The sequence below is a fragment of the Pseudomonas sp. Leaf127 genome, assembly GCF_001423155.1.
GTDB lineage: Bacteria > Pseudomonadota > Gammaproteobacteria > Pseudomonadales > Pseudomonadaceae > Aquipseudomonas > Aquipseudomonas ovata.
On the sequence record NZ_LMOA01000021.1, the window covers coordinates 395,949 to 411,261 of the forward strand.

At 63.6% G+C, this 15,313-nt stretch carries 7 protein-coding genes; all 7 read left to right on the forward strand.

Features of this window, described 5'->3' with window-relative positions:
• Nucleotides 1–11 precede the first annotated feature (11 nt).
• The 7 genes from ASF84_RS15095 (at nucleotide 12) to ASF84_RS15125 (ending at nucleotide 15,217) form a co-directional block, all read left to right on the forward strand.
• Entirely contained in the window at nucleotides 12–1,736 is a 1,725-nt protein-coding gene (locus tag ASF84_RS15095) for an autotransporter assembly complex protein TamA (RefSeq protein WP_056839642.1), read from the forward strand.
• Entirely contained in the window at nucleotides 1,733–5,422 is a 3,690-nt protein-coding gene (locus ASF84_RS15100) for a translocation/assembly module TamB domain-containing protein (protein ID WP_056839643.1), read from the forward strand. The genes ASF84_RS15095 and ASF84_RS15100 overlap by 4 nt, the downstream gene beginning before the upstream one ends.
• Nucleotides 5,423–5,551: 129 nt before the next feature.
• Nucleotides 5,552–6,052, forward strand: a complete 501-nt coding sequence (gene tpx / locus ASF84_RS15105) for a thiol peroxidase (protein ID WP_056839644.1) — start codon at nucleotides 5,552–5,554, stop codon at nucleotides 6,050–6,052.
• Nucleotides 6,053–6,199: 147 nt separating this feature from the next.
• On the forward strand, nucleotides 6,200–7,522 hold the full coding sequence (locus tag ASF84_RS15110) for an MdtA/MuxA family multidrug efflux RND transporter periplasmic adaptor subunit (RefSeq protein WP_056839645.1): 1,323 nt from the start codon (nucleotides 6,200–6,202) through the stop codon (nucleotides 7,520–7,522).
• Entirely contained in the window at nucleotides 7,519–10,629 is a 3,111-nt protein-coding gene (locus ASF84_RS15115) for an MdtB/MuxB family multidrug efflux RND transporter permease subunit (RefSeq protein ID WP_056839646.1), read from the forward strand. The genes ASF84_RS15110 and ASF84_RS15115 overlap by 4 nt, the downstream gene beginning before the upstream one ends.
• Nucleotides 10,626–13,733, forward strand: a complete 3,108-nt coding sequence (locus ASF84_RS15120) for an efflux RND transporter permease subunit (protein ID WP_056839647.1) — start codon at nucleotides 10,626–10,628, stop codon at nucleotides 13,731–13,733. Before ASF84_RS15115 ends, ASF84_RS15120 begins: the two co-directional genes overlap by 4 nt.
• Nucleotides 13,730–15,217 (forward strand): efflux transporter outer membrane subunit, encoded by a 1,488-nt coding sequence (locus ASF84_RS15125; RefSeq protein WP_056839648.1) that lies wholly within the window; start codon nucleotides 13,730–13,732, stop codon nucleotides 15,215–15,217. Before ASF84_RS15120 ends, ASF84_RS15125 begins: the two co-directional genes overlap by 4 nt.
• Nucleotides 15,218–15,313: the final 96 nt, after the last annotated feature.

Genomic DNA, 15,313 nt, shown 5'->3' on the forward strand with positions numbered 1-15,313 from the left:
CATCCGGACCCATGAAGCCCTTAAGACTATTCAGCAGCCTGTTCGTCCTGTCGTTGAGCGCCACGGTCCATGCCGAGGCGCGCCTGCAGGTCAATGTCACGCCCGCCAATGCGGCACTCAAGGAAAATATCGAAGGTTATATAGGCAGCCTTGGCGAGCGCGATGCGGCGGCGCTTGAGCAGTTCAGCCCGGGCGCCGTGCAACAGGCCCGGACCGCTGCCCAGGCCTTGGGCTATTACCAGGCGCGTATCGACAGCGAGGTCAAGGATGGCCAGCAGCCGCAACTGATCCTGCGTATCGAATCCGGCGAGCCTGTGCGCCTGCGCCACGTCACAGTGCGGGTCGAAGGGCCGGCGGCATCGATGGCAGCCTTCAAAGTGCCGAAAAGCACGGCGCTGCAACCTGGGCAGCCGCTCAATCACGGGCTTTATGAAGACGCCAAGAAGCTGATCCAGAACCAGGCCTCGCGCTACGGTTTTTTCAGCGGGCGCTTTACCCATCAGCAACTGGTCGTCGACCCGCGTGGTGGTGTAGCGGATATCGACCTGGTCTATGACAGCGGCCCGCGCTACATCCTGGGGCAGGTGACCTTCAGTGGCGATACGCCGCTTGACCCTGACTTGCTGCGGCGCATGGTGCCGTTCAAGGAAAACACGCCTTACGATTCGCAGCTGATCGCCGACCTGAACCAGGCCATGCAATCAAGTGGCTATTTCGAAGGCGTGCGCGTCGATGCCACGCCGACCACGGCGGTCGAGCAGGCCATCCCGGTCAACGTCCAGCTCGAAACCCGCAAGCCCCGGACCATGGGCCTGGGACTGGGGTTCTCCACCGACGTGGGGCCGCGTGGCAAGGCCAACTGGACTCGCCACTGGGCCAACCCGCAGGGGCACAGTTACGGTTTCGAATCGGAGCTGTCCGCGCCCCGGCAGAACATCGGGTTGTGGTACGACATTCCGCTCGACCCGCCGCTGACCGACAAGCTGCGCTTTGCCGGCGGCTATCAATATGAAGAAATCGCCGGCACCGATACCCTCAGCAAGCTGTTGACGCTGGGGCCGGAATGGCACAGTAAGCTGCCCAGCGGCTGGGAACGGGTGCTGTCGCTGAAGTGGCAGCGCGAGGAATACCGCCTGGGTGACGACTCCGGCCTGAGCACGTTGTTGATGCCAGGCGTGAGCTATTCCTTCCTGCGCAGTGATAACCGCATCGACCCGCAAAATGGCTACCGCCTGCAATTGGATGCGCAAGTGGCCGCCGAGGGCGCACTGTCGGACACCAACCTGCTGCGCGGCAGCGCGTTGCTCAAGGGCCTGACCACGATCGCTCGTGACCATCGCCTGCTGGGGCGGGTACAGGTGGGGGGCAACTGGACCAACGGCTATGCATCGATTCCGCCGTCACTGCGGTTCTTCGCCGGCGGCGACCAGAGCGTGCGCGGTTATGACTACCAGACCCTGTCGCCGACCAACTCCGATGGTGACCGCATTGGTGGCCGCTATATGGTGGCTGCCAGTGCCGAGTACCAGTATTCGATTGCAGAAAAGTGGCGGCTGGCGGCGTTCATCGACCAGGGCAATGCGTTCAACTCCCTGGATATGCCCAGCCTGAAGACCGGCGTCGGCTTTGGCGTGCGCTGGGTCTCACCGGTCGGGCCGATACGCGTTGACCTGGCCCATCCACTGGACGGCGATGGCGGCGTTCGCCTGCACTTTTCCATGGGACCGGAACTATGAATACGCGCCGCTTTTTGCGTGGTTTGATGATTACCGCGGCCAGCTTGCTGGCCGTTCTTTTATTGGCAGGCTTGATCCTGGTGAGCCTGCTGGGCACCCAGCGTGGCAGTCAATGGTTGCTTGATCGTGTGCCTGGCTTGCAAGTCGAACAGTTCAACGGCCATCTGGGCGGTCACTGGCAGGCCGAGCGCCTGGTCTGGCAGCAGGGCGAGCAGCGAGTGGCCGTCGAGGCGCCGCAGCTGGACTGGTCGCCATCCTGCCTGTGGCGCATGACCCTGTGCATCGACACCCTGCATACCGGAGCGATCAGCCTGCAATTGCCAGCCAGTGAGCCGAGCGAGCCGGCCGGCCCCCTGACCTTGCCGGACCTGAACCTGCCCCTGGCCCTCGAAGTGCAGGACATCCAGATTGCCAGCGTGCAACTCGATGGCGTCGATCAGTTGCAGGACCTGCAACTGGCCGCGCACTGGACGGCCGTAGGCTTGAAGATCGACCGGGTCTACCTGCAGCGCGACGACCTGCGCCTGGAGCTGGCCGGCCTGCTGCAACCGGCCGGCGACTGGCCGCTGAACCTGACCGGGCAGGTGCAATTGCCGCCCCAGGGCGGCCAGGACTGGGCCCTGGCGCTGGAGGTACAAGGCGACCTGCTCAAGACCTTGCAGCTCAAGGCGCAAAGCAGCGGTTATCTGCAAGGCCTGCTGACCGGCGAGCTGCAACCGCTGGCCGATGGCCTGCCGGCCCGGGTCAACCTGCGGGTCGACCGCTTCAAGGCGGCGCCCGACCTGCCGGACACCCTGACCCTGGAAAAGCTCGACCTGGTGGCCGAGGGGGATCTGGCGGCGGGCTATCAATTGCAAGGCAATGCCAGCCTTCCGGCTGAAAAAGGCCCGATTGCACTGGCATTGCGCGGCCGGGTTGATGCCAAGGGCGCCGACATCGCTGCGCTGGACCTGACGGCCAGTGAGCAACAGCATGTTGCGCTCAAGGGCACCCTGGGGTGGGCAGAGGGCTTGAAGGCCGATGCCACGCTGGACTGGCTGGATTTTCCCTGGCACCGCCTGTACCCGCAGGTGGCCGAGCCTGACGTCAAGCTGCGCCAGTTCAAGGGCTTGGTGTCGTACACCGATGGCAAGTACCTGGGGAATTTCAATGCCAGGGCCGATGGCCCGGCCGGAGCCTTCACACTGCAAAGCCCGTTCAGTGGCGATCTGCAATCGGTCAATCTGCCACAACTGGAGCTGGTGGCGGGGCAGGGCAAGGCCACCGGCTACCTGAAACTGCAGTTTGCCGAGGGCGTGGCCTGGGACACCGACCTGAAGCTGAGTGCATTGAACCCGGCTTTCTGGGTGGCCGAGCTGCCCGGCACCCTGGGTGGCCCGCTGCGCAGCAAAGGCAGCCTCAAGGGCGAAACCCTCGATCTGCAAGCCGACCTGGACCTGACTGGCCGCCTGCGTGGCCAGGCAGCCGCCTTACAGGCCAAGGCCGCCGGCAATGGTCAGCAATGGACGCTCGAATCGCTGCTGGTGCGGTTGGGTGATAACCGCATCCAGGGCAAGGGCGAACTGGCCCGGCAACTGCGCGGGCAACTGGACCTTGATCTGCCACGGCTGGCGCAACTCTGGCCGGGTTTGCAGGGCGTGATCAAGGGCCGGATGGACCTGGCCGGCACGTTGCAGGCCCCGCAAGGCCAGTTGAACCTGCAAGGCAACGGTCTGGGGTTCCAGGAAAACCGCCTGCAGCGTTTGAGCCTTGGCGGCAAACTGGATCAGGCACAACGTGCCACGCTGAACCTCAAAGGCGAAGGTATCCAGAGCGGCGACACCCGGTTGGGCACCTTGCTGGTCGATGGCCAGGGTACGCTCAAGGCCCAGCAGCTCAAGCTTGACCTGCAAGGACCGCTGTTGAAGCTGGCCATGGCTCTGGACGGTGGCCTGGACAAAGACAACTGGCGCGGCCGGCTGGTCAGCGGCGATGTGCAGAGCAACGGCCAGCACTGGCGCTTGCAGGCCCCGGCCCGGCTGGAGCGCCTGGCCAATGGCACGATCAACGTCGGCGCGCATTGCTTTATGTCCGGCGCGGCCAGCCTGTGTGGCGACAACCAGCGGCTGATGCCCGACCCGCGCTTGCGCTATCGCCTGAAAAACTTCTCGCTCGACAGCCTGGCGCAGTGGATGCCCAAGGATTTCGCCTGGAAGGGCCTGGTCAACGCCGACGTGTCGCTGGATGTCCCGGCGGCAGGGCCGTCCGGTCAGATCAGCGTCGATGCGGGTGGCGGCACGCTGCGCATCCGCGATAAACAGCAATGGCTGGATTTCCCCTATAGCACCCTCAAGCTCACCAGCAGCCTGACCCCCAAGCGCATCGATTCGCGCCTGGAGTTCGATGGCAACCGGCTGGGGCGCCTGCTGCTCAATGCCCGTATCGACCCGGTGGCGCGTGACAAGCCGGTGACCGGCGACTTTACCTTGAGCGCCGTGGATATTGCCGTGGCCCGGCCGTTTGCCCCGATGGTCGACACCCTCAAGGGGCGTCTCAATGGCAGCGGGCGCATTTCCGGCAGCCTGCTGGCGCCGCAGGTCAATGGCAGCCTGGTGCTTTCGGGGGGCGAAGTGTCAGGCCCGGAACTGCCCATGCAATTGCAGGACCTGAACCTCAAGGCGCAGATTGCCGGCGAAAGCGTGCAACTGGACGGTGGCTGGAAAAGCGGGGCGACAGGGCAGGGCAGCATCGGCGGGCAGGTGACCTGGGGCAACGCCCTGGCCGTCGATATCCGCCTCAAGGGTTCGCGCCTGCCGATCGTGGTCGAGCCCTATGCGGAGCTTGAGGCAGCACCGGATCTTGCCATTGCCCTGCAGGGCGACCAGTTGAAGATCTCCGGCACCGTGCGGGTGCCCAAGGGCAAGATCACCGTGCGCGAGCTGCCGCCCTCGACGGTCAAGGTGTCGCAGGACACTGTGATCGTCGGCCAGCAGACCGAACAGGGCCAGCCGCCGATGGCCATGGCGATGGACATCGATGTGCTGGTGGGCCAGGAGCAACTGGCGTTTTCGGGCTTTGGCCTGACCGCCAACCTGGCCGGCCGCGTGCATGTCGGCGACAACATGGACACCCGCGGCGAACTCAACCTCAACGACGGCCGTTACCGGGCCTATGGCCAGCGCCTGACCATTCGCAAGGCCCGGCTGTTGTTCACCGGTCCCATCGACCAACCGTACCTGGATATCGAAGCCATTCGCCAGGTCGATGAAGTGATCGCCGGCATTCGCCTGACCGGCAGTGCCGAGCAGCCCACCACCGAGGTGTTCTCGGAGCCGGCCATGAGCCAGGAGCAGGCGCTGTCGTATCTGGTCATGGGTCGGCCGCTGGGGACCAACAGCGAGGACAACAACATGGTTGCTCAGGCGGCCCTGGCGCTCGGGGTGGCGGGCAGTTCAGGGGCGACCGGCAAGCTGGCCAGCAACCTGGGCATCAAGGACTTCGAACTGGACACTTCCGGGTCCGGTGACAAGACCAGTGTGGTGGCCAGTGGCAGGATCACCGACAAGCTGAGCCTGCGCTACGGGGTCGGGGTATTCGAGCCGGCCAACACCATTGCCTTGCGCTACATGCTCAGCAAGCGGGTGTACCTGGAGGCGGCCAGTGGCCTGGCCAGCTCCCTGGATATTTTCTATAAACGAGACTTCTGACCGAAGGCCCTTGACGGGTCGTCAAACAAGGAACCGGTCATTATTGGCATCAAGCGGCGCTGCGCTATATCGTGACGCTTTTTCATGCTTAACTGCCGGTTCTTTTCTTTTTCAAAAGGACTTCGCTTCATGGCTCAAGTAACTCTCAAAGGCAATCCGGTCAGCATCCAGGGCGAACTGCCAGCAGTGGGCAGTGCCGCTCCGGCCTTTACCCTGGTAGGTGCCGGCCTTGCCGATGTGGCACTGGCTGACTTTGCCGGCCAGCGCAAGGTGCTGAACATCTTCCCAAGCGTCGACACCCCGACCTGCGCCACTTCCGTGCGCACCTTCAACGCCCAGGCCAACACGCTCGAAAACACCGTCGTGCTGTGCGTCTCGGCTGACCTGCCGTTCGCCCAGGCGCGTTTCTGCGGCAGCGAAGGCCTGGAAAACGTCAAGAACCTGTCAACTTTCCGCAGTGCCGATTTCGCCAGCCAGTATGGCGTGGCCATTGCCGATGGCCCACTGACCGGCCTGACCACCCGCGCCGTCGTGGTGCTGGATGAAAACGACAACGTCCTGCACAGCGAGCTGGTGAGCGAAATCGGCCAGGAGCCTAATTACGAAGCGGCCTTGTCCGTTCTGAAGTAAGTCTGCGGCATTGCTCGACGGCCTGCCTTGTTCAGGCCGTTTTTACTTGTTTCTCAGATGCTTGACGAAGGTAAGCGCTTGGTAAAGGCGCTTTGCTTGTCATCCGTCTGTGCTTATTGTTCAGCCTCCGAACAAGCCCCACCTGCAATGGTTGATTTATTCATGCAATCGTCTGGTCCTCGTAACTCTCGTCGCTGGTTGGTAAGTCTGTTGGTCCTGTTGGCGATCATCGGCCTGTGCTGGTGGTTCTGGCCTGCTTCGACGCCACAGGACGGTGCCCAGGCCGGCCGGCCCGGTGCGGCAGGCGGCACAGGCGCCGGGCGTGGCGCAGCGCGTCCAGGTTTCGGTGCCTCGACCCAGCCGGTGCCGGTGCGCGTGGCGCCGGCCACCCAGGCCGACTTCCCGATCTACTACAAGGCCCTGGGCACGGTGACGGCGACCAACACCATCAACGTACGCAGCCGTGTGGCGGGCGAACTGATCAAGATTCACTTCCAGGAAGGCCAGAGGGTCAAGGCCGGCGACCTGCTGGCAGAGATCGATCCGCGCACCTACCAGATTGCCCTGCAACAGGCCGAAGGCACGCTGGCGACCAATCAGGCCCTGCTCAAGAATGCCCAGATCGACGTGCAGCGCTACCGGGGGCTGTTCGCCGAAGACAGTATCGCCAAGCAGACGCTGGACACTGCCGAGTCGCTGGTCAACCAGTACCAGGGCACGATCAAGACCAACCAGGCGGCGGTCAATGAAGCACGCCTGAACCTCGACTTTACCCGTATCCGCGCCCCTATCGCCGGACGTGTCGGCCTCAAGCAGCTCGACATGGGCAACCTGGTGGCCGCCAACGATACCACGGCCTTGGTGGTGATCACCCAGACCCAGCCGATCTCGGTGAGCTTCACGCTGCCTGAAACCGTGCTGGCGCCGGTGATCAGCCGTTACCGCAGTGGCGACAAGCTGCCTGTCGAAGCCTGGGACCGTGGCGACCTCAAGCAGCAGGCCACCGGCGTGCTGGCCAGCCTCGACAACCAGATCGACGTGACCACCGGTACGCTCAAGTTCAAGGCCCGTTTCGACAACGGCGACGAGTCCTTGCTGCCCAACCAGTTCGTCAACGTGCGCCTGCTGGCCGACACCCTCAGGCAGGCCGTGCTGGTGCCGACCGCTGCGCTCCAGTTCGGCACCCAGGGCACCTTTGTCTATGCCCTCGATGGCGATAAAAAGGTCAAGATCAACACGCTCAAGACCGGGCCTGGCAATGAACAATTCACCGTCGTGACCGAGGGGCTGGCCGCCGGCACGCAAGTGGTGCTCGAAGGCACCGATCGCCTGCGCGACGGCAGCGCCGTCGAAGTGGTCAGCGACAGCAAGGACGTGCCGGTCACGCCGGGCCAGAAGCTGCAAGGCCAGCCGGCCAAGGGCACGGACAGCTCGGCGTCTGCCGATACCACGCAAAAGACTCAAGCATGAATATGTCGCGCCTGTTCATCCTGCGTCCGGTCGCCACCACGCTGAGCATGCTGGCCCTGGTACTGGCCGGTCTGATCGCCTACACCTTGCTGCCGGTGTCAGCCTTGCCGCAGGTGGACTACCCGACCATCCGGGTGATCACCCTGTACCCGGGTGCCAGCCCGCAAGTGATGACCAGCGCGGTGACCGCACCGCTGGAGCGACAGTTCGGGCAGATGCCCGGCTTGACCCAGATGGCCTCGACCAGCTCCGGGGGCGCCTCGGTCATCACCTTGCGCTTCAGCCTCGACTTGAACATGGATGTGGCCGAGCAGGAAGTGCAGGCGGCCATCAATGCCTCCAGTAACCTGCTGCCCACTGATTTGCCGGCACCGCCGGTGTATAACAAGGTCAACCCGGCCGACACCCCGGTGCTGACACTGGCCATCACCTCGAAGGTCATGCCGCTGCCGCAGCTCAACGAGCTGGTCGACACGCGCATGGCGCAGAAGATCTCCCAGGTCAGCGGCGTGGGCATGGTCAGTATTGCCGGCGGGCAGCGCCAGGCGGTACGGATCAAGGTCAACCCACAGGCGCTGGCGGCCAACGGGCTCAACCTGAGCGATGTCCGCAGCCTGATCAGTGCCTCCAACGTCAACCAGCCCAAGGGCAACTTCGACGGCCCGATCCGCACCTCGATGCTCGATGCCAACGATCAGCTCAAGTCGGCGCAGGAATACGCCAACCTGATCCTGGCCTACAGCAATGGCGCGCCCTTGCGCCTCAAGGACGTGGCGCAGATCATCGACGGCGCCGAAAACGACCGCCTGGCCGCCTGGGCCAACCAGAGCCAGGCCGTGCTGCTCAATATCCAGCGCCAGCCGGGGGCCAACGTCATCCAGGTGGTCGACAGCATCAAGGCCATGCTGCCGAGCATCACCGACAACTTGCCGGCGGGCCTGGATGTCATCGTGCTGACCGATCGCACCCAGACCATCCGTGCGGCGGTAACCGATGTCCAGCATGAACTGGTGTTCGCGGTCATGCTCGTGGTGCTGGTGACGTTCGTGTTCCTGCGCCGTATCAGTGCCACGATCATTCCGTCGATTGCCGTGCCGCTGTCGCTGATCGGCACGTTCGGAGTGATGTACCTGGCCGGCTTTTCGATCAATAACCTGACCCTGATGGCCCTGACCATCGCCACCGGCTTTGTGGTGGACGATGCGATCGTGATGCTGGAGAACATTTCCCGGCACATCGAGGAGGGCGCAACGCCCATGCAGGCCGCGCTCAAGGGCGCCAGACAGATTGGCTTTACCCTGATCTCGTTGACCCTGTCGCTGATCGCCGTGCTGATTCCGCTGCTGTTCATGGCCGATGTGGTCGGTCGGCTGTTCCGCGAATTTGCCATCACCCTGGCGGTGGCGATCCTGATTTCCCTGGTGGTCTCGCTGACCCTGACGCCGATGATGTGCGCGCGCCTGCTCAAGCGTGAACCCAGGGAAGAAGAGCAGGGCCGCCTTTACCGGGCCAGCGGTGCCTGGATCGACTGGTTGATCGAAGCCTATTCGCGCAAATTGCAGTGGGTGTTGAATCATCAGGCCCTGACCCTGCTGGTGGCCATCGCCACCATGGCGCTGACCGTGGTGCTGTACCTGGCGGTGCCCAAGGGCTTCTTTCCGGTGCAGGACACCGGCGTGATCCAGGGCATCAGCGAAGCGCCGCAATCGGTGTCGTTCACCGCCATGAGCGAGCGGCAACAGGCGCTGGCCGACATCATTCTCAAGGACCCCGCGGTCGAGAGCCTGTCGTCCTACATCGGCGTGGACGGCGACAATGCCACGCTCAACAGCGGGCGCATGCTGATCAACCTCAAGTCGCACAAGGTGCGCGACCTGACGGCCAGCCAGGTGATCCTGCGCCTGCAGCCGCAGCTGGACCAGTTGGCCGATATCCGCCTGTACCTGCAACCGGTGCAGGACCTGACCATCGAAGACCGGGTCAGTCGCACCCAGTACCAGTTCAGTCTCTCATCGCCCGACGCCGACATGCTCGGTCTGTGGAGCGAGCGTCTGCAGCAGGCCCTGCAACAGCGCCCGGAGCTTACCGAGGTCGCCAGCGACCTGCAGGACAAGGGCCTGCAGGTGTACCTCGCCATCGACCGCGATGCTGCCAGCCGCCTGGGCGTCAATGTGTCGGCGATCACCGACGCGTTGTACGACGCATTCGGCCAGCGGCAGATTTCGACGATCTACACCCAGGCCAGCCAGTACCGGGTGGTGTTGCAGTCGGCCTATGCCAACGAACTGGGGCCGGCGGCGCTGGAACAGATCTACGTCAAGACCACCGATGACACCCAGGTCAAGCTGTCGAGCCTGGCGCGCATCGAGCAGCGCCAGGCGCAGCTGGCGATCAGTCACTTGGGGCAGTTCCCGGCGGTGATGATGTCGTTCAACCTTGCCCCGGATGTATCGCTGGGGGCAGCGGTCGAAGTGATCGAGCAGGTGCAGAAGGACATCGGCATGCCGCTGGGTGTGCAGACGCGTTTCCAGGGGGCAGCAGAAGCCTTCCAGGCCTCGTTGTCCAGCACCCTGCTGCTGGTGCTCGCGGCGGTCGTGACCATGTACATCGTGCTTGGCGTGCTCTATGAGAGCTACATTCATCCGGTCACTATTCTCTCGACCCTGCCGTCTGCCGCCGTCGGTGCCTTGCTGGCCTTGTTGTTGACCGGTAACGACCTGGGGATGATCGCCATCATCGGCATCATCCTGCTGATCGGTATCGTCAAGAAAAACGCCATCATGATGATCGACTTTGCCCTGGAGGCCGAGCGCAACCGTGGCATCGACCCGCGCACGGCGATCTATGAAGCCGCGCTGCTGCGCTTCCGGCCGATCCTGATGACCACCCTGGCGGCGTTGTTCGGTGCCGTGCCGCTGATGCTGGCCACCGGTTCCGGGGCCGAGCTGCGCCAGCCGCTGGGCCTGGTGATGGTCGGCGGGCTGCTGGTCAGCCAGGTGCTGACGCTGTTCACCACGCCGGTGATCTACTTGTACTTCGACCGGCTGGGGCGGCGCTGGGGCCGCAAGCCTGACACCGCACCGGCTGCGCCACAGGTCGACGCATGAACCTGTCGGCGCCTTTTATCAGCCGGCCGGTCGCCACCATGCTGCTGAGCATCGCGATCATGTTGCTGGGTGCGTTCAGTTTTCGCCTGTTGCCGGTGGCGCCGCTGCCGAACATGGATTTTCCGGTAATCGTCGTGTCGGCCAGCCTGGCCGGTGCCAGTCCGGAAATCATGGCCTCCAGCGTCGCCACGCCACTGGAGCGCTCGCTGGGTACCATTGCCGGGGTCACCAACATGACCAGCAACTCCAGCCAGGGCTCTACCAGGGTCATTCTGGTGTTCGAGCAGGGCCGTGATATCAATGCGGCGGCCCGGGAAGTGCAGGCGGCCATCAACGCGGCGCGCAACCTGCTGCCCAGTGGCATGCGCAGCATGCCGACCTACAAGAAGGTCAACCCCTCGCAGATGCCTATCATGGTGCTGGCGATGACCTCCGATGTGCTGAGTAAGGGGCAGCTGTATGACCTGGCCTCGACCATCCTTTCGCAGAGCCTGGCCCAGGTGCCTGGCGTGGGCGAGGTGCAGATCGGCGGCAGCTCGCTGCCGGCGGTGCGCATCGAGCTGGAGCCGCACCTGCTGGAGCAGTACGGCGTGTCGCTGGATGAGGTGCGCACCACCATCAGCAACGGCAACGTGCGCAGACCCAAGGGCTTTGTCGAAACCGACCGGTACAACTGGCAGGTGCAAGCCAACGACCAGCTGGAAAAAGCCAAAGACTATGCGCCGTTGATCATCCGCTACCAGAATGGCGCGGCCTTGCGCCTGAGCGATGTGGCCAAGGTCAGCGATGCGGTGGAAAACCGCTACAACAGCGGCTTCTACAATGACCGCACGGCCGTGCTGCTGGTCATCAACCGCCAGCCGGGCGCCAACATCATCCAGACCGTGCAGCAGATCAAGGACCAGTTGCCGGCCCTGCGCGCTGTGATGCCTGCCAGCGTCAGCCTGGAAGTGGCCCAGGACCGTTCGCCGGTGATCAAGGCTACCTTGCACGAGGCCGAGTTGACCCTGCTGATTGCCGTAGTACTGGTGATCATGGTGGTGTTCCTGTTTCTGGGTAACCTGCGGGCCTCGTTGATCCCGACCCTGGCAGTGCCGGTGTCGCTGGTGGGCTCGTTCGCGATCATGCACCTGTGCGGTTTTTCATTGAACAACCTGTCGTTGATGGCGCTGATCCTGGCCACGGGCCTGGTGGTCGACGATGCCATCGTGGTGCTGGAAAACATCACCCGGCATATCGATGACGGCAAGTCACCGATGCAGGCGGCCTACATCGGTGCCAAGGAAGTGGGCTTTACCCTGCTGTCGATGAACGTGTCGCTGGTGGCGGTGTTCATTTCCATCCTGTTCATGGGCGGACTGGTGGAAAACCTGTTCCGCGAGTTTGCCATTACCCTGTCGGTGGCGATCCTGGTCTCGCTGGTGGTTTCACTGACCCTGACGCCGATGCTTTGCGCCCGCTGGCTCAAACCGCACTCGGCTGAAAAGCCCAATGCCGTGCAACGCTGGAGCGAGCGCATCAACGAACGCATGATTGCCGGCTACGACCGCAGCCTGGGCTGGGTGCTGCGTCATCCGCGCCTGACCCTGGCCAGCCTGCTGGTGACCATCGCGGTGAATATTGCCTTGTACGTGATGGTGCCCAAGACCTTCCTGCCGCAGCAGGACACCGGGCAGATCATGGGTTTCATTCGCGGCGATGACGGTCTCTCTTTTACGGTCATGCAGCCAAAGATGGAAGTCTTTCGTCGTTCGATGCTGGCCGATCCTGCCGTGCAAAGCGTGGCCGGCTTTATCGGCGGCAGCGGCGGCACCAACAATGCCTTCATGATCGTGCGCCTCAAGCCGCTCAGCGAACGCAAGTTGTCCTCGGAAAAGATTGTCGAGCGGCTGCGCAAGAACCTGCCACAGATTCCGGGTGGGCGCCTGTTCCTGCAGGCCGACCAGGATATCCAGCTGGGGGGCGTGCGTGACCAGGCCAGCTCGCAGTACCAGTATGTGCTGCAAAGTGGTGACCTGGCGCGCCTGCGCGAGTGGTATCCCAAAGTGGTGGCGGCGTTCCGGGCCATACCGCAACTGACGGCCATCGATGCCCGTGAAGGCCGTGGCGCGCCACAGATCACCCTGATCGTCGACCGCGACCGGGCCAAGAGCCTGGGCATCGACATGCAGATGGTCACCACGGTGCTTAACAACGCCTACAGCCAGCGCCAGGTGTCGACCATCTATGACGCCCTGAACCAGTACAAGGTGGTCATGGAGGTCAATACCAAATACTCCCAGGACCCCAGTACCCTGGAGCAGATCAAGGTCATCACTGAAAATGGTGACCGCGTGCCGCTGTCGACCATTGCCCATTATGAGAACAGCCTGGAAAACGACCGGGTTTCCCATGAAGGGCTGTTTGCTTCGGAAAATATCTCGTTCGACCTGGCCGAAGGCGTGACCCTGGACCAGGCCACCGCAGCCATCGAGCGTGCGGTGGCGACCGTCGGCCTGCCGAGCGAGGTGATTTCGAAAATGGCCGGCACCGGCGATGCTTTTGCTGCGACCCAGAAAAGCCAGCCGTGGATGATCCTGGGCGCCCTGGTGCTGGTGTACCTGGTGCTGGGCATTCTGTACGAAAGCTATATCCACCCGCTGACTATCCTGTCGACCTTGCCATCGGCCGGCGTCGGCGCGCTGTTGAGCATCTTTGCCGTGGGCTCGGCGTTCAGCCTGATCTCCCTGCTGGGCCTGTTCCTGTTGATCGGTATCGTCAAGAAGAACGCCATCATGATGATCGACCTGGCGCTGCAACTGGAGCGTGACCAGGGCATGAGCCCGCATGAGTCGATCCGCCGCGCCTGCCTGCAACGCCTGCGGCCGATCCTGATGACCACCATTGCGGCGATCCTGGGGGCCTTGCCGTTGCTGCTGGGCACCGCCGAAGGGTCGGAAATGCGCCAGCCATTGGGCCTGACAATCATCGGCGGCCTGGTGTTCAGCCAGGTCCTGACCCTTTACACCACCCCGGTGGTTTACCTTTACCTGGACAACCTGCGCCATCGCTTCAACCACTGGCGTGGCGTGCGTACCGATGCAGCCCTGGAAACTCCGCTATGACCCATCGCCTGGCCACTTTCTCCACGCCCCTCTGGTTGCTGCGCCCGCTGGCGGCGGGACTGTGCGTCTTGCTGCTCGGCGCCTGCACGGTCGGACCCGATTACCAGAAGCCGACCTTCGACACCACGGCCCAGTTCAAGGCTGCCCCGGGCTGGCGCCAGGCCAGTCCCAGCGATGCGTTGGCCCGTGGTGCCTGGTGGGAGATTTATCAGGATGCGCAGCTCAACCAACTGGTCGAGCGGCTCAACGGCTCCAACCAGACCGTGGCCCAGTATGAGGCCCAGTACCGCCAGGCTCAGGCGCTGGTGCGCAGTTCACGCGCTTCGCTGTTCCCGACCCTGGACCTGACCACCGGCAAGACCCGTTCGGCCCAAGGCACCGGCAGCAGCAGTTCCAGCCTGTCGAGCAGCAACAGTGGCATCCGCGACACCTATAACGCGCAACTGGGGGTGAGCTGGGAAGCCGACCTGTGGGGCAAGCTGCGCCGTGGCATCGAGGCCGACAGCGCCAGTGCCGAGGCCAGCCAGGCCGATCTGGCGGCCATGCGCCTGAGTCTGCAATCGGAGCTGGTGCAAAATTACCTGCAATTGCGTGTGATTGATGAGCAGAAGCGCCTGCTGGAGGCCACGGTCAAGGCTTACGAGCGCTCCCTCAAGCTGACCCAGAACCAGTACCGCGCCGGTATCATCGGGCGCGAGTCGGTGGCCCAGGCCCAGACTCAGCTCAAGAGCACCGAGGCCGACCTGATCGACCTGGCCTGGCAGCGCGCCCAGTACGAAAATGCGATTGCCATGCTGATGGGCATGACGCCGGCCGAATTCAACCTGCAGGCCAGCACCGACATCCCGCCGTTGCCGGCCATTCCGGTCGGCGTGCCGTCGACCTTGCTGGAGCGGCGCCCCGACATTGCCGCTGCAGAGCGCTCGGTCATGGCGGCCAACGCCAATATCGGCGTGGCCAAGGCGGCCTTTTTTCCCGACCTGACCCTGAGCCTGAGCGGTGGCTACAGCAGCAGCGCCTTTTCCAGCTGGATCACCACACCGAACCGCTTCTGGTCGGTCGGTCCGCAACTGGCCCTGACCCTGTTCGACGCCGGCAGGCGCTCGGCCGAGGTCGATCGGGTCGAGGCGGTCTACGACCAGACCGTGGCGCAGTACCGGCAGACCGTGCTCAATGGTTTCCAGGAGGTAGAAAACTACATGGCCCAGCTCGAGGTCTATGAGCGCGAAGCGGCTGTGCGTGCCGAGGCGCTGGCGGCGGCGCGCGAGTCGATGCGCCTGACCGAGAACCAGTTCAAGGCCGGGCTGATCGACTACCTGGACGTGGTCAACGTACAGGCCACGGCGCTGAGCAACGAACGCAGTGTGCTCAATGTCCTGCAAAGCCGGCTGGTGGCCAGTGTCCAGCTGATGGCGGCACTGGGCGGTGGCTGGCAAGGCCTGGACGCTGCCCAGGAGCGTCGTGCGGCTGATCCGGCGGGTTGAGACTGCGCCGATCAGGGTGCCGTGGATAGAAAATATTCATGGCGATATGCCACATTTCCTCCGGGCGGCAGCACCAATCACGATGGATAAGCGTAG